This window comes from Kitasatospora xanthocidica (assembly GCF_014656195.1).
In the GTDB taxonomy this organism is placed as follows: Bacteria; Actinomycetota; Actinomycetes; order Streptomycetales; family Streptomycetaceae; genus Kitasatospora; species Kitasatospora xanthocidica.
The window spans coordinates 101,446-116,064 of the sequence record NZ_BNBY01000005.1 but is presented as its reverse complement, the minus strand read 5'-3'; the positions used below and the strand labels follow the sequence as shown (position 1 = coordinate 116,064).

At 74.2% G+C, this 14,619-nt stretch carries 16 protein-coding genes; 8 read left to right on the top strand and 8 right to left on the bottom strand.

Translation table 11 applies throughout. The features are described from left to right. Positions 1–177 precede the first annotated feature (177 nt). A complete protein-coding gene (locus IE332_RS40865) occupies positions 178–981 on the top strand; it encodes a hypothetical protein (RefSeq protein ID WP_229928511.1) in 804 nt (267 codons plus the stop codon). Between the two features lie 102 nt (positions 982–1,083). Here the strand turns inward: IE332_RS40865 and dapC are convergent, their stop codons facing one another. Together dapC and fdxA are read right to left on the bottom strand one after the other, a co-directional pair. Further along, a complete protein-coding gene (gene dapC, locus IE332_RS10920) occupies positions 1,084–2,226 on the bottom strand; it encodes a succinyldiaminopimelate transaminase (protein WP_308437557.1) in 1,143 nt (380 codons plus the stop codon). A 26-nt stretch (positions 2,227–2,252) separates the two neighbouring features. Further along, positions 2,253–2,579, bottom strand: a complete 327-nt coding sequence (fdxA, locus tag IE332_RS10915) for a ferredoxin (RefSeq protein WP_030061559.1) — start codon at positions 2,577–2,579, stop codon at positions 2,253–2,255. Between the two features lie 130 nt (positions 2,580–2,709). Between fdxA and IE332_RS10910 the strand changes: the two genes are divergently transcribed. Together IE332_RS10910 and IE332_RS10905 are read left to right on the top strand one after the other, a co-directional pair. After that, positions 2,710–3,723 carry a GNAT family N-acetyltransferase gene (locus IE332_RS10910; RefSeq protein WP_189915590.1) on the top strand — a complete coding sequence of 338 codons (1,014 nt, stop codon included), beginning with the start codon at positions 2,710–2,712 and terminating at the stop codon, positions 3,721–3,723. 61 nt (positions 3,724–3,784) lie between these two features. Then, positions 3,785–4,657 carry a transglutaminase family protein gene (locus IE332_RS10905; RefSeq protein ID WP_229928544.1) on the top strand — a complete coding sequence of 291 codons (873 nt, stop codon included), beginning with the start codon at positions 3,785–3,787 and terminating at the stop codon, positions 4,655–4,657. 46 nt (positions 4,658–4,703) lie between these two features. On the opposite strand, the gene IE332_RS10900 is transcribed toward IE332_RS10905, so the two are convergent. Then, a complete protein-coding gene (locus IE332_RS10900) occupies positions 4,704–5,333 on the bottom strand; it encodes a response regulator transcription factor (protein ID WP_189915588.1) in 630 nt (209 codons plus the stop codon). 64 nt (positions 5,334–5,397) lie between these two features. On the opposite strand from IE332_RS10900, the gene IE332_RS10895 reads away from it, so the two are divergent. Together IE332_RS10895 and IE332_RS10890 are read left to right on the top strand one after the other, a co-directional pair. Then, a complete protein-coding gene (locus tag IE332_RS10895) occupies positions 5,398–6,351 on the top strand; it encodes a MerR family transcriptional regulator (protein WP_189915587.1) in 954 nt (317 codons plus the stop codon). Further along, the gene (locus IE332_RS10890) at positions 6,345–6,830 is read left to right on the top strand and encodes a GNAT family N-acetyltransferase (RefSeq protein ID WP_189915586.1); all 486 of its coding nucleotides are present in this window, start codon (positions 6,345–6,347) and stop codon (positions 6,828–6,830) included. Before IE332_RS10895 ends, IE332_RS10890 begins: the two co-directional genes overlap by 7 nt. Before the next feature lie 7 nt (positions 6,831–6,837). On the opposite strand, the gene IE332_RS10885 is transcribed toward IE332_RS10890, so the two are convergent. The 5 genes from IE332_RS10885 to IE332_RS10865 all read right to left on the bottom strand — a co-directional run bounded on the left by IE332_RS10885 (position 6,838) and on the right by IE332_RS10865 (position 12,563). Next, positions 6,838–7,188 (bottom strand): hypothetical protein, encoded by a 351-nt coding sequence (locus tag IE332_RS10885; protein ID WP_189915585.1) that lies wholly within the window; start codon positions 7,186–7,188, stop codon positions 6,838–6,840. 78 nt (positions 7,189–7,266) lie between these two features. Continuing rightward, positions 7,267–8,541 carry a sensor histidine kinase gene (locus IE332_RS10880; protein WP_189915584.1) on the bottom strand — a complete coding sequence of 425 codons (1,275 nt, stop codon included), beginning with the start codon at positions 8,539–8,541 and terminating at the stop codon, positions 7,267–7,269. 8 nt (positions 8,542–8,549) lie between these two features. Further along, a complete protein-coding gene (locus IE332_RS10875) occupies positions 8,550–9,272 on the bottom strand; it encodes an ABC transporter permease (protein ID WP_189915583.1) in 723 nt (240 codons plus the stop codon). After that, complete coding sequence (locus tag IE332_RS10870) at positions 9,269–10,228, bottom strand: ABC transporter ATP-binding protein (protein ID WP_189915582.1); 960 nt, start codon at positions 10,226–10,228, stop codon at positions 9,269–9,271. Before IE332_RS10870 ends, IE332_RS10875 begins: the two co-directional genes overlap by 4 nt. A 181-nt stretch (positions 10,229–10,409) precedes the next feature. Further along, positions 10,410–12,563 carry a S9 family peptidase gene (locus IE332_RS10865; protein WP_189915581.1) on the bottom strand — a complete coding sequence of 718 codons (2,154 nt, stop codon included), beginning with the start codon at positions 12,561–12,563 and terminating at the stop codon, positions 10,410–10,412. A 311-nt stretch (positions 12,564–12,874) separates the two neighbouring features. On the opposite strand from IE332_RS10865, the gene IE332_RS10860 reads away from it, so the two are divergent. The 3 genes from IE332_RS10860 to IE332_RS10850 are packed head-to-tail and all read left to right on the top strand — an operon-like array spanning position 12,875 to position 14,464. Next, positions 12,875–13,069 carry a DUF2304 family protein gene (locus IE332_RS10860; protein ID WP_030062563.1) on the top strand — a complete coding sequence of 65 codons (195 nt, stop codon included), beginning with the start codon at positions 12,875–12,877 and terminating at the stop codon, positions 13,067–13,069. 31 nt (positions 13,070–13,100) lie between these two features. Continuing rightward, positions 13,101–14,009, top strand: coding sequence for an N-acetyl-1-D-myo-inositol-2-amino-2-deoxy-alpha-D-glucopyranoside deacetylase (gene mshB / locus IE332_RS10855; RefSeq protein WP_189915580.1), 909 nt, complete (start codon positions 13,101–13,103; stop codon positions 14,007–14,009). Next, positions 14,006–14,464 (top strand): DUF6113 family protein, encoded by a 459-nt coding sequence (locus IE332_RS10850; RefSeq protein WP_229928510.1) that lies wholly within the window; start codon positions 14,006–14,008, stop codon positions 14,462–14,464. Before mshB ends, IE332_RS10850 begins: the two co-directional genes overlap by 4 nt. The last annotated feature ends 155 nt before the right edge of the window (positions 14,465–14,619 follow it).

Here is a 14,619-nt window from a genome sequence, read left to right as displayed (position 1 = left end):
GGCGGGGTCCGGCGAGCACCATCGCCGCAGTCCTACGATCCGATGGTCGGTCAGGAAGTTTCCTTGCACCGACCGAAACCTTCTGGCTTCTCAAGCGGTAACAACGTCGTCCGCCCGGTCGTCCACGCCCGGTCCCAGGGGCGGACGGGACGGACCCAGACCCCTTCGAGGAGCCCCATGTCTCACCCCCTCACGCGTCGGATCGCCCAGGCCGCGCTCGTCGTGGCGGCCGGAGCGACCCCGCTGGTCGCGGCCGGCTCCGCGTCCGCACTGGGCGGGGACGCCCTGCTGCCCAAGAGCGACCTCGCGGCGCCGTTGGGCCAGCTGACCAACACCGACACCGGTTCCACCCTGCAGCACACCACCCACCAGCTCGGCCAGGCGGCCGGCACCACCGGCGCGGCCACCGTCGCCGCCGGCGTACCGGCCTCCGCCGACGCGGCCGGCAACATCGTCGCCCACCAGCTCCCCGAGGCGAACGAGAAGGCCAGCTCGCTGACCGCCCCGGTCGACCAGACCGCCGCCACCACCGGCCAGCTCTCCGCCGTCACCCCGAAGGTCGCCTCGGCGCTGGCCGGCAAGGTCGGCGAGGCCGTCACCGGCAAGGGCATGGGCACCCGCAGCGCCAACGCCGGCTCCAGCCCGGTCGGCGGGCTCGCCCAGGCGGGCGGCGTCGCGCAGGCCCTGCCGGGCGCCGACAAGCTCTCCGGCGCCGTCCCCGGCACCAACGCCGTCACCGACGCGCTCCCGCTGGGCTCGGTGGAGCGCGCGCTGCCGCTCGGCTCGGTCGAGCACGCCGTCCCGGGCGGCCTGCCCGGCGCCGACGTCCTGGGCCTGGCCGAGCACGGCTCGGCCAACCGCCTCGGCGGCGCCGACCTCGGCCCGAACAACCCGCTGTCCGGCCTCACCGGCTCGCTCGGCCCGATCGGCGGGCTGCTGGGCGGCGTGAACGGCGGCAGCATCAGCGGCCTGCCGGTGTAGTCCGCGCGCGGCACGGTCCGTGCGGACACCGGCCCGCACGGGCCGTGCCGCATGCCGAAGGGCCGGTGTTCCTCCTCGGAACGCCGGCCCTTCGACGTCCGCTCAGCGCGCCGCGCGCAGCCGCTCCACGGCCGCGGCGACCCGCTCGTCGGTCGCGGTGAACGCCACCCGGACGAAGCGGTCGCCGGCCGGCCCGTAGAAGTCACCGGGCGCCACCAGGATGCCCAGTCCGGCCAGTTCGGCGACGGTCTCCCAGCACGGACGGTCCTGGGTCGCCCACAGGTAGAGGCTCGCCTCCGAGTGCTCGATCCGGAAGCCGTAGGCCTCCAGCGCCGCCCGCAGCGCCGAGCGCCGGGCCGCGTACCGCTCGCGCTGCTCGGCCACGTGCGCGTCGTCCGCGAGTGCGGCGACGGTCGCCGCCTGGACCGGGGCGGGCACGATCATGCCGCCGTGCTTGCGCACCTCCAGGAGCTCCCGGACGACCACCGGGTCGCCCGCGACGAAGGAGGCGCGGTAACCCGCCAGGTTGGAGCGCTTGGAGAGCGAGTGGACGGCCAGCAGGCCCTCGTGGCTCCCCCCGCACACGTCGGGGTGCAGGACGGAGACCGGGTCGGCCTCCCAGCCCAGCTCCAGGTAGCACTCGTCGCTGACCAGCAGCGCCCGGTGCTCGCGGGCCCACTCGACCGTACGGCGCAGTTCGTCCGCGCCCAGCACCCGGCCGGTCGGGTTGGACGGCGAGTTCACCCAGATCAGGCGCACCCGGGAGCCGTCCAGCTCGTCCACCGAGTCGTACTCGACCGGTTCGGCACCGCACAGCCGCGCGCCCACCTCGTACGTCGGGTAGGCCAGGCGCGGGTAGGCGACCTGGTCGCCGGGGCCGAGGCCGAGCTGGGTCGGCAGCCAGGCCACCAGCTCCTTGGAGCCGACGGTCGGCAGGACGGCCTGCGGGCCGATCCCGGCGCCGACGCGGCGGTGCAGCCAGCCGGCGATCGCCTCGCGCAGCTCCAGCGGGCCCCAGACGGTCGGGTAGCCGGGCGTGTCGGTGTGCGCGGCCAGCGCCTTCTGGATCAGCTCGGGGACCGGGTCCACCGGGGTGCCGACGGAGAAGTCGCAGAGGCCGCCCGGGTGGGCCACGGCGGTCGCCTTGTACGGCTCCAGCTTGTCCCAGGGGAAGACCGGCAGGAGGTCGGAAACGCGGCGCGCCGCCCCCGGGTGGCCCGGGAACGGCGCGCGCGTGCTGTCGATGCTCACAGCTTCGATGCCACCGATCGTCAGTGGTCGGCGTTCTGCGGCGGCAGAGCGGCGATGAACGGGTGGTCGCGCTCGATCAGGCCCAGCTTCGAGGCGCCGCCGGGCGAACCCAGGTCGTCGAAGAACTCGACGTTGGCCTTGTAGTAGTCCTTCCACTCCTCCGGAGTGTCGTCCTCGTAGAAGATCGCCTCGACCGGGCAGACCGGCTCACACGCGCCACAGTCGACACACTCATCCGGGTGGATGTAGAGCGATCGCTCGCCCTCGTAGATGCAGTCAACCGGGCACTCTTCGATGCACGCCTTGTCCTTCACGTCGACACAAGGCTGCGCGATGACGTAAGTCACGCTGTCTTTCCTCCTCGGAAGGGCCTGGTGGCCCGTTCTGTTCTGCTCGCGTGCGCGGTGAGCGCGGCGTCGTCGATGCCCGCCCCTAGTATCGCGGGTCGGAGACCGCAAATGCACAGGAGGTGGCCAGATGACGCCAGGCAACCCGGTGGACGGCCGTCCAGAGGTCCGGATAGACCGCTCTGACGTGGGACTTCGCGTGTCCGTCCGGCGCCTCTCCGAGTTCGTGGACGACCGGCCGGTGTTCCGGGATTCGATCGGCGTGCTCACATCGTGGGACGATCATGGGTTGACGGTCGTGCCCCGGTCCGGGGACCCGGTCTTCTTGCCGGAGAAGCTGCTGGTCGCAGGCAAGGTCGTGCCGCCGTTTCCCGCCCGGCGCGCTCCGCTGCCGGTCACCTCGCCGGTCGAACTGCAGCGGATCGCGGGGCGCGGCTGGCCGGCCGTCGAACAGGAGCCGCTCGGCGAGTGGACGCTGCGCGCCTCGGCCGGGTTCACCCGGCGGGCCAACTCCGTCCAGGCCCTCGGGGACCCGGGGATGCCGCTGCCGCGGGCGCTGGCGGCCGTCCGCGCCTGGTACGCGGAGCGCGGACTGCCCTCGTACGTCGAGGTGATCACCCCCGGGTCCCCGGAGGAGCTGCGCGCCGAACTCGACCGGCTGGGCGCCGGGTACGCGCCCACACTGGTCCGCACCGCCCCGCTGGCCGGGCTCGCCCGGACCGGCCGCGGGCACGACCGGGTACGGCTGGCGCGGACGGCCGACGCGGCCTGGCTGTCGCTGTACCGGCGGGTGAGCGGGGATCCGGCGGTCGAGGAGGCCGCCCGGCAGGTCCTGCACGGCGGGCCGTCGGTCTGGTTCGCCACCGTGCCGGGAGCGCCCGGGCAGCCGCCGCTGGCCATCGGACGCTGCGTCATCGAGGGGCCCTGGGCCTGCTTCGGCGCCATAGAGGTGCAGCCGCACGCCCGGCGGGCCGGACTGGCGACGGCGGTCATGGCGGTGCTCGCCTCGCGGGCGGCCGAGGAGGGGGCGAGCGGCGGCTACCTGCAGGTCGAGGCGGAGAACACCGGGGCGATCGCGCTCTATGACGGACTCGGCTTCACGACCAGTCACACTTACCACTACGCCCTGCTTCCCCAGGGGTAGCAGCCCGCCCGTTCGTCTTGCCCGTTTGTCCGCCCGCCGTACGAAAGCCGTCGCCGTCACCGTGACCGAGCAGAGCAGAGACCGCTTCCGGACCGCCGCCCGCGCCGAGCACCCCGACCCGGTGCTGCTCTGCCTGCTCGCCGCCGCCGAACACGGCCCGGCGCTCGACCCCGACGACCCCGGCGAACCCCCCAGCCCGGACGCCCTGCTCGCCGCCTGCGAGGCCGCGCTGGAGCGGCACGCGGCCGCCGTCCGGGTGGCCGTCGCGGAGCGCGCGCCCGCCGGACCGGAGGAGACCGCCGCGCTGCTCGCGGCCGTCCTCGGCGGGCGGGAGCGCTTCCACGGGCGGCAGGCGGACTACCGGCGGCTGGAGTCCTCGCTGCTGCCCGAGGTGCTGCGGCGCCGCCGGGGGCTGCCGATCATGCTCTCGCTGGTGTGGACGGCGGTCGGGCAGCGGGCCGGGCTCACCGTCCACGGCATCGCGCTGCCCGGCCACTTCATCGTCGCCGTCGGCGGGCCGGCCGGCGGCGAGGACTACGTACTGGCCGACCCGTTCCACGGCGGGCGGCTGCTCGACCCCGGGGACGTCGAGCGCCTGGTCGCCGCCTCCGGGCACGACTTCACGCCCGCGCTGCTCACCCCGGCGCAGCCGCTGGACATCGTCCTGCGGGTGCTCGGCAACATCCGCGCCTGGGCCGCCGACCGCCCCGAGCACGCCCGCACCCAGCTCTGGGCCACCGAACTCGCCCTGCTGCTGCCCCGGCACCCGGCCCAGCTCCGCCTGGAGCGGGCCGAACTCCTCGTCCGCACCGGGGACTTCCTCGGCGGCTCGGCGGAGATGGACGCCTACGCGCAGATCCTGGACGCCTTCGACCCGGACGGGGCCGCCAAGGTCCGGCAGGAGGCCCGGGCGGCCCGGCACCGGCTCAACTGAGCGCGACTGGGCGGACAGGACGGACTGGGCGGACTGGGCGTGGCGGCTACAGCCAGCCCTTCTCGCGGGCGATCCGGACCGCCTCGGTGCGGTTGCGGGCCTCGGTCTTCTGGATCGCCATCGACAGGTAGTTGCGGACCGTCCCCTCGGACAGGTGCAGCCGCTCGGCGATGTCCGCGTTCACCGCGCCGTCGGCGGCCGCGCCCAGCACGTCCCGCTCGCGCGCGGTCAGCGGGTTGGCGCCCTCGGCCAGCGCGGCCGCCGCCAGCGCCGGGTCGATCACCCGCTCGCCGCGCAGCACCCGGCGGATCGCCTCGGCCAGCTCGGAGGCGGGCGCGTCCTTCACCAGGAAGGCGTCCGCGCCGGACTCCATCGCCCGGCGCAGGTAACCGGGCCGGCCGAAGGTCGTCGCGATGACCACCTTGGTGCCCGGCGCCGCCCGGCGCAGCTCGGCGGCCGCGTCGATGCCCGTCATCCCCGGCATCTCGATGTCCAGCACGGCGACCCGCACGTCGTTGGCCAGCACCGCCGCCACCACCTCGTCCCCCCGCCCGACCTGCGCGACGACGTCGATGTCCCCCTCCAGCCCGAGCAGCGCGGCCAGCGCCTCCCGGACCATCCCCTGATCCTCGGCCAGCAGCACGCGGATCGGGGCCCCGTTGTCAGTGTCGTTCATGGCCATGACCTTAGAGGGCAACGGGCTTGAGTCTCCGGTAAGGGGAGAGTCCACAGTGGTCCCCATGGACGGCAGCCCCGCGGACGGCATCCGCTACTCGATCGGCGACCTCGCCCGGCGCACCGGGCTCACGGTCAAGACCATCCGGTTCTACGCCGACACCGGCCTCGTCCCGCCGACCGGCCGCACCCCGGCCGGCTACCGGCTGTACGACGTCCGCGCACTCGCCCGGCTCGACCTGGTGCGCACCCTGCGCGAGCTCGGCCTCGACCTGCCCGCGATCCGCCGGGTGCTGGAGCGGGAGGCCCCGCTGCCCGAGGTCGCCGCCGCGCACGCCGAGGCGCTGGAGGTGCAGATCCGCACCCTGCGGCTGCGCCGGGCGGTGCTGCTGGCCGTCGCCCAACGCGGTTCCACCCCTGAGGAGATGAGACTCATGCACAAGCTCGCCAAGCTCTCGGACGCCGAACGCCGGCGCCTCGTCCACGACTTCATCGACGAGGTGTTCGGCGGACTGGACGCCAACCCCGAGTTCGTCGCCATGATGCGCTCGGCGATGCCCGAACTGCCGGACGAGCCGCGGCCGGAGCAGGTCGAGGCCTGGGTCGAGCTGGGCGAACTCGTCCAGGACCGGGACTTCCGCGCGGCCGTGCGGAAGATGGCCGAGCACCAGGCCGCGGAGCGGGCGGACGGGGACCGCACGGGCCTGCACCACGCCCTGACCGAGACCGTGACCTCCGAGGTCCGCGCCGCGCTGGCCGCCGGGATCGCCCCCGCCTCCCCCGGGGCCGACCCGGTCGTCGCGCGCCTGTCCGCCGCGTACGCCGAGACCTTCGGGCGCCCGGACGACGAGGAGCTGCGGCGGTGGCTGCTCGACCGCCTCGGGGCGGCCGACGACCCGCGCGCCGAGCGCTACTGGCAGCTGCTGGCGACCGTCAACGGCTGGCCGGTCCCGGAGGGCCTGCGGGACGTATTCGCGTGGTTCTCCGAGGCCCTGCGGGCCAGACTGACGGGATGCTGAGCCTGGAACCCCTCCGTCCCGACCACGCCGAGGCCCTGCTGGCCTTCGAGCGCGCCAACCGCGCGTACTTCGCGCGCAGCGTCCCGGACCGCGGCGACGCCTACTTCGCCGAGTTCCCCGCCCGCCACGCCGCGCTGCTCGCCGAACAGGCCGCGGGCACCTGCCGGTTCCACGTCGTCCGGGACGCGGACGGGGAACTCGTCGGCCGGGTCAACCTGGTCGACCTCGTCGACGGCTCCGCCGAGGTCGGCTACCGGATCGCCGCGTCCGCCGCCGGGCGCGGGATCGCCACGGCCGCGGTCGCGGAGGTCTGCCGGCTCGCGGCCGACGGCTACGGGCTCCGCGCCCTGACCGCGGTCACCACCGTGGACAACCCCGCCTCGCAGACCGTCCTGGCCCGCAACGGCTTCCGCTTCGGGCACGAGTTCCTGCTCGACGACCGCCCGGCCCTCGCCTACCGCCGCGACCTGGTGCCGTAGGGCCCGTTCAGAGGTGCCGTCGGGCGGCCTCGACGCTGTCCGCGCCACTGCTGTTGAAGGCGATGGCGGCCCCGGGGGCGTGCCGGCGGACCAGGTTGACGACCTGCTCGAAGAACACCAGGGCGGGCTCCGGCTTGCGGATGCCGCCGCCGATGACGACGACGTCCCAGGGGCGGGAGGAGAGCGCCGCCACGACGGCGGGCTCGGCGGTGTCGTCGGGGGCCAGCAGGGTCATCGCGGCGTCGATGCCGTGGTCGGCGAAGCGGGCGAGTTCGGCGTCGAGGACGGCCCGCATGCCGTCGCCGTCCATGCCGGGGATGGTGTGCGGGTCGAAGCCGAGAACGAGAACAGTGGGCATGTCCCGAACGACGATCGGTACGGGTCCACGAGTTCCCCTCACGGGAGGCGGCCGGCCCCGGCGTTCACCCGTACCGGTTCACCGCGGCCCGGCCTTCGGCGAGGAGCCGGCCTCGGGCTCCGGGGCGGCGACCGTCCTCAGCGGCACCGAGGCCCGGACCCGGAAGCCCCTGCCGCGCTCCCCCGGTCCGGTCTCCAGCCGTCCGCCGACCAGCGCCAGCCGCTCGTCCAGCCCGGACAGCCCGTTCCCCGGCTGGGACTTGCCCGGCCCCTGCCCGTCGTCGACGATCTCCAGTACGGCGTAGCGCTCGCCGCTCGCCTCCCAGCTCTCGTCCGCCGTGACCGTGCAGACGGTGGCGCCCTCGCCGTGCCGGACCACGTTGGTGACGGCCTCGCGCAGCGCCCAGGCCAGCGCGCCCGCCTCCTCGTTGGCCAGCCCCGGCCAGCTGTCCACCAGCTCCGGCGCGGCCTCCAGTCGGACCTGTGCGGCGGCCAACGCGGTGCGGGCGGCGGCGAGTTCGACCGGCAGGGTCGGACGGCGGAAGCCGGTCACCGCCTCCCGGACGTCGATCAGCGACTGCCGGGCGACCTGCTCGATGTCGGCGACCTGCGCCCGCGCCGCCTCGTCCTTGCCGGCGTCCATGAACCGCCCGGCCAGCTCGCTCTTCAGCGTGATCAGCGAGAGCGAGTGCCCGAGCAGGTCGTGCAGGTCGCGGGCGAGCCGCAGCCGCTCCTCGGAGGCGGCCAGGTGCGCGACGGCGGCCCGGGCCTCGCGCAGCTCCCTCATGGTGGCGACCAGCCGCTGCAGGCCGGTCATCGCGACGCCGGAGAGGAACCCGCTGAGCGCGAAGGTGGCGATGTTGTCCATGCCCGCGTGGATCAGCAGGCCGACGGCGGTGATCAGCGCGGCCATGCCGGCCAGGGCGCGCAGCGCGTACCGCGCCGGGGTGACGATCGCGACGCACACCGAGGTGTAGATGAACAGGGTCAGGAAGGCTTCGCCGAGCACGAAGGCGCAGGCGATCGCGAGTACCACCATCATCGCGACGACCACCTGACAGGCGCGCGGCCGCATTCCCTCGGTGGAGCGGAAGATCACCAGCAGCACGTAGCCGGCCACGAAGAAGGCCAGGCAGCTCCAGCCGAGCACCAGGGCGCCCGTGCTGTGCACGCCGTTCAGCAGCCGGCTCACCGGGTAGGCCAGGTAGATCATCCAGAGCAGCATCCAGGTGACCTTGACCAGCAGCTGCCGCCTGGTCTCCACCGGGGAGCCGGGGACGTTCATGAACGAGGCACGCGCCGGGCCCGCGTCCGGGTGTTCGTCGGGGCCGTGGACCTGGCGCGTGTCACTCATGTCGATCATCATGCCTGCCGGGTGTCGCGGCGGTACAGGGCCGCGGCGGCGACCACGAACACCACCAGGAAGGCGCCCAGTCCGGCGACCGCGACGGTGTCCAGGGACTGCCCGGGCCGGGTGAAGGTGGCCAGGTGGTTGTACAGGTACACCGGGTTGAGCCGGGCGAACTTCTCCAGCGAGCCGCTCACCGGGAACCAGGTACCGCCGAGCAGCGCCATCGCCATGTAGACGATCATCACGATCGGCTGCACCGCGTCCGGCGCCGCCGCGTACCCGAGCGCCACCCCGAGCGCCGCGAAGACGAAGCTGCCCAGCCACAGCGCGACGACCAGCCCGGCCCACTGCGCCGCGGTGAGCGAGACGCCCTGGGCCGCGCCGGCCGCGAAGACCACCAGGATCGCCGGCAGCGTGGTGACCGCGCTCGCCGCGATCTTGCCCATGGTGTAGGCCCGGCCGGGCAGCGCGGTCAGCCGCAGCTGCCGGGTCCAGCCGCTCTTGCGCTCCAGCGAGATCCGCTGCGCACTGCCGGTCAGCACCGCGCCGACCGCGCCGAAGGTGGCCATCGAGACCATGAAGTACGTCTTCACCGGCAACCCGCCCGCCTGGTTGGCGGCCCCGTAGGCGTGGATGAAGAAGACGTACATCAGCGCCGGGTAGGCCACGGTGAAGAACAGGTAGCGCCGGTTGCGGAGGGTCCGCAGGATCTCCAGCGTGATCAGGGTGGTCATCGCGCACTCTCCAGGGCCGCGTCGTTCCGGTCCAGCTCTCCGGTGATGGTCAGGAAGGCCTGCTCCAGGCCCACGCCGGTGACCTCCAGCCCGCGCGGGTAGAGGCCCGCCCGGTAGAGCCCGGCGACGCTCGCGTCGGCGTCCGAGGTCCGGATCCGCACCGTCCGCACCCCGGGGACCCGCGCGGTGACGTCCAGCGACCGCACGCCCGGCAGGGTGCGCAGCAGGCCTTCGTCGAACCGCCCGGTGTCCGGGAGGTCCCCGTCGTGGAGCTCGAAGGCGATCCGGCGGGCGCCGGCCCGGGCCTTGATCTCGGCGGAGCTGCCGTCGGCGATCAGCCGGCCCCGGTGCAGCACCAGGACGCGGTCGGCGATCGAGTCGGCCTCCTCCAGGTAGTGGGTGGCGAACAGCACCGTGCGCCCGGCGTCGGCCTGCGCCCGCATGCTCGCCCAGAACGACTGCCGGACGCTGACGTCCATGCCGGTGGTGGGCTCGTCCAGCACGATCAGGTCGTTGTCGCCCGCGATCGCCAGGGCGAAGCGGACCCGCTGCTCCTGGCCCCCGGACAGCTTGTCGACCCGGCGCTCCGCGAGCTCGGTGATCCCGGCGTCGGCCAGCACCTCGGTGACCGACCGGCCGCGCGGGTGCACGTCGCAGGCGAGCCGGACGATCTCGCGCACCTTGACGTCGGACATCAGCCCGCCGCTCTGCAGCATCGCGCCGACCCGGCCGGCCTCGATCGCCGCCCGCGGGGTGCCGCCGAAGAGCGTCACCCCGCCCTGGTCGGGCTCGCGCAGCCCGAGCAGCAGGTCCAGGCTGGTGGACTTGCCGGCGCCGTTCGGGCCGAGCAGGGCGACGGTCTCGCCCGGCCGCAGCACGAGGTCCAGTCCGTCCACGGCGCGTACCCGCCCGTAGCTCTTTCCCACGCCGCGGAAGGCGGCCACCTCGGTGTCCATCGCCCGGCTCCTCTTCCCTGGTGCTGTCGCGTCCGGTGCTGTTCGCACCACCTCAGGGTCCCGCGCGGGCGGTTCGCGGCGGCAGTGTCCGCCGTCGTGCCTTCGACATGACGGATGTCATGCCGGCGGCCGGTACCGAGGTCACGGGTACCGGCCGCCGAACGTGCTGGTCAGGAGGGTCCTACAGCCCCAGCGAGCGCTTCACGAAGTCGACTTGGAGCAGCAGCAGGTTCTCCGCGACCTCCTCCTGCGGGGTCATGTGGGTGACGCCGGACAGCGGCAGCACGGTGTGCGGGCGCCCGGCGGCGAGCAGCGCCGAGGAGAGCCGCAGGGTGTGCGCGGCCACCACGTTGTCGTCGGCCAGCCCGTGGATGATCATCAGCGGGCGCTCCAGCCCGGCCGCGTACCCGCTGAGCGAGTTGCCCGCGTACACCTCGGGCCGCTCGGCCGGGTCGCCCAGGTAGCGCTCGGTGTAGTGGGTGTCGTACAGCGCCCAGTCGGTCACCGGCGCGCCGGAAACCGCCGCGTGGAACACGTCCGGGCGGCGTAGCACGGCCAGGGCGGAGAGGTAGCCGCCGTACGACCAGCCGCGGATGGCGACCCGGCCGAGGTCCAGCGGGAACTCCCCGGCGAGCGCCCGCAGCGCCTCGACCTGGTCGTCCAGGGTGGCCCCGGCGAAGTCGAAGGCGATCGACTTCTCCCAGGCCGGCCCGCGCCCCGGGGTGCCGCGCCCGTCGGCGACGACCACCGCGAAGCCCTGGTCGGCGAACCACTGCGAGTTGAGGTGCGGGTTGTGCGCCTGGACGACGCGCTGCCCGTGCGGGCCGCCGTACGGGTCCATCAGGACGGGCAGCAGGCCGTCGCGCTCCCGGTCGTAGCCGGTGGGCAGGAAGACGGCGGCCGGGATGCGGCGCTCGCCGGCGAAGCGGAAGACCGGACGGGCGGTGATGGCCGGGGTCTCGGCGTAGGAGGCGACGGTCGCGACGTCGTCGACCACCAGGCCCTCGGGCAGGTCGCGGGCGACCTGGACCAGGGTGCCGGGCAGGTCGGGCTCGGCGGTGGCCCGGACGGTGATCCCGCCGCCGTGCACGGCGCTGGTCACCGAGGTGAACGGCCGCCCGTTGGCGGACTCCCAGCCGAGCCGCTTGCCGTCGTGGCTGATCCGGCCGACGGCGATCCAGCCGGGCTCGGGGTCGGTCTCGGCGGCGCCGCCGGAGGCGCTGAAGAACACCTCGTCCTCGGTGACGGCGACGACGGACCTGACGTGCAGGTCGGCCCCGGTGACGGTCCGGTCGCCGACGACCAGCGCCCGCACCCCTCCCTCGTCGCTGATCCGCACCAGCTCGCCGCCCGGGGTCCACGCCGGGACGCCCCCGAACAGCTCCAGCCAGGCCGCGTCCTCCTCCTCGTGCAGCACCTCGGTGGCGCCGGTGGTCACGTCCAGGCCGAGGATCCGCTGGCGGCGCTGGTCGCGGGACTGCACCTGCAGCAGCGGCACGCCGCCCTTCGACCAGTGCACCCGGCCGAGGTAGGGGAAGGCCGCGCGGTCCCAGACCACCTCGGTGCGCCCGCCGTGCAGGTCGAGCACCCAGAGGCCGACCTCGGCGTTGGCGGTGCCGGCCGCCGGGTAGGCGATCTCGGCGGGCTCGCGGTCCGGGTTGGCCGGGTCGGCGATCCACCAGCGGCCCACCGGGCTGTCGTCGGCGCGCTCGACCAGCAGCCGGTCGCTCTCCGGGGACCACCAGAAGCCGCGGGCGCGGTCCATCTCCTCCTGGGCGATGAACTCGGCCTGGCCCCAGGTGACGTTCGGGCCGTCCGGCTCGGCGAGCACCCGGTCGCCGCTGCCGTCGGCCCGGGTCAGCCGCAGCTCGCCGGCCGTGTTGGCGTACGCGACGCAGGAGCCGTCCGGCGCCGGGCGCGGGTCCAGCAGCGGGCCGCGGGCGGGCAGTTCGGTGGTGGCGCCGGTGGCGAGGTCGGCCGTGAAGAGCCGGCCGGAGAGGGCGAAGGCGGCCAGCGCGCCGGTCGCGTCCAGGGCGTAGCCGACGATGCCGGCCGAGCTCTCGCGGCTGCGCTCCCGGCGGGCCTTCTCGGCCGGGGAGAGGTCCTCCTCGCCGCCGCCGAGCAGGACCGCCGGGTCGGCGGCGATCCGCTCCTCGCCGGTGGCCGTGTCGAGGCTCCAGAGCAGGTTGGCCCGGTCGTTGCCGGAGCGCGAGCGGAGGAAGACGACCCGCGAGCCGTCCGGTGCGACGGAGAAGGAGCGGGGCGCGCCGACGGTGTAGCGCAGGGTCCGCGCGTACTGCCGGGGGAAGGTGTCCGCAGGGGTGTGGGAGGTCATGGCACCAGACCCTACGACGCCGAACTGCCGCTGCCGGGAGGCTGGTGATCACTCGTTCGGAGCATCACCCCCGAGGGCGCCCCAAAGGGGCCCAAACGGCCTCCGACCGGCCCGGGCGCCCCGCGGGCGCCGCCGCACCCCGGCACGCCGGGACTCACTGAATGTAATGCTCCCCTTACCCATCGGGTATGACTTGTCGGGCAGGTGGTCGTCGGCCCCGTCCCGGGCCCCGGCCACCCGCAGCCCCAGTCCCGCACCGTCCCACCGCCGCCCTCCCGGGGCGGCGCGCCCGAGAAGGGGTGTGAGCCGACATGGCCATGAACATCTCCGCCGCCGTGCTGATGCTGGTCATCGTGGTGGTGCTGATCCGCCGCTCCGGCCTGAAGCTGGCGCACGCGATCGTCTGCGCGCTGCTCGGCTTCTACCTGGCGTCCAGCTCGATCGCACCGTCGATCAGCCAGGTCACCAGCAACCTCGCCGGGATGATCAACGGCCTGAAGCTCTAGGGTCACCCGGCCGGTGGTTAGGCTTCCTCCCATGACCGCGACTACCGGCCGCCGACTCCTCCTGGTGCACGCGCACCCCGACGACGAGTCGATCGGCAACGGCGCAACCATGGCCCGGTACGCCGCCGAGGGCGCCCGGGTCACGCTGGTGACCTGCACCCTCGGCGAGGGCGGCGAGGTGATCCCCCCGGAGCTGGCCCATCTGACGGCCGATCGGGAGGACACCCTCGGCGCGTACCGGATCGGCGAGCTCACCGAGGCGATGGCCGCCCTGGGCGTCACCGACTTCCGCTTCCTCGGCGGCCCGGGGCGCTACCGCGACTCCGGGATGATGGGCGTGCCCGACAACGACGTGCCCGGCTGCTTCTGGCGGGCGGACGTGGACGAGGCGGCCGGCCACCTGGTCGCGGTGATCCGCGAGGTGCGGCCGCAGGTGCTGGTCACGTACGACGAGGACGGCGGTTACGGCCACCCGGACCACATCCAGGCGCACCGGGTCGCGGTGCGCGCGTACGAGCTGGCCGCCGACCCGGCGCACCGCCCCGAGCTGGGCCCGGCCTGGCGGATCGCCAAGGTGTACTGGAACCGGATGCCCCGCTCGGTGATCGAGGCCGGGCTCGCCGAGACCGCCGCCAAGGCGTCCTTCCCGGGCGTCGCTCGGCCGTCCGACGTCCCCGGCGTGGTCGCCGACGAGGTGGTCACCACCGTGCTGGACGGCGCCCGATACGCCGGGCGCAAGGCGGCCGCGATGGCCGCGCACGCCACCCAGATCACCGTGGACGGCGCCTTCTTCGCGCTCTCCAACGACCTCGGCCAGCCGCTGCTCGCCACCGAGTACTACCAGTTGGCGCACGGCCAGGCCGGGCCCGGCGAGCCGGAGGACGACCTGTTCGCCGGCCTCGACGACGCGGCCGCGAGCACCGGGGAGGACACCCGATGAGCAAGACCGCCGACCGGCCACCGCACCGTTCGATCCCGGCGACCGTCCTCGGCACCCGCGACGAGCGGCTGGCCGAGCCCCAACCCCCGCGCGCCGCCCGGATCGCGGCGTATGTCCTGTTCTTCCTGCTGGGCATCGCGGTGTCGGTGTGCGGATCCTTTGTGCAGGCCCTGTGGCCGCCCGTGGGAGTCCTGCTGGCACTCGCCGCGAGCTGCGCCACCTTCTACGGCGGGCTGCGGGTCACCGGCACCCGGCTCGGCGCGGGCATGCCCGTGGCCGGCTGGTTCCTGGCGATGCTGCTGCTGATCGTGCCCCGGCCGGAGGGCGACAACGTGCTGTGGTCCAACGCCACCTCGCTGGCCTGGCTGTTCGGCGGCTCGGTGCTGGGCGTGATCTGCGCCACCCTGCCCACCCGGACCAGCTGGTTCCCCGGGGTGCCCGGCCCGCCCCGCTGACCCCGTCGGAGCACGCCGTACCGCACCGCGCACGACGCGCAGTCAGGAGCACACGGCCTTACTCTCATACCGGAGGAACCGGACGTATCAGGATCTGTCCGAAGCCGTTCACCGCTCAGTTCTTCCCAGTATGGTGGTCCCGCAGAACGCCGTAC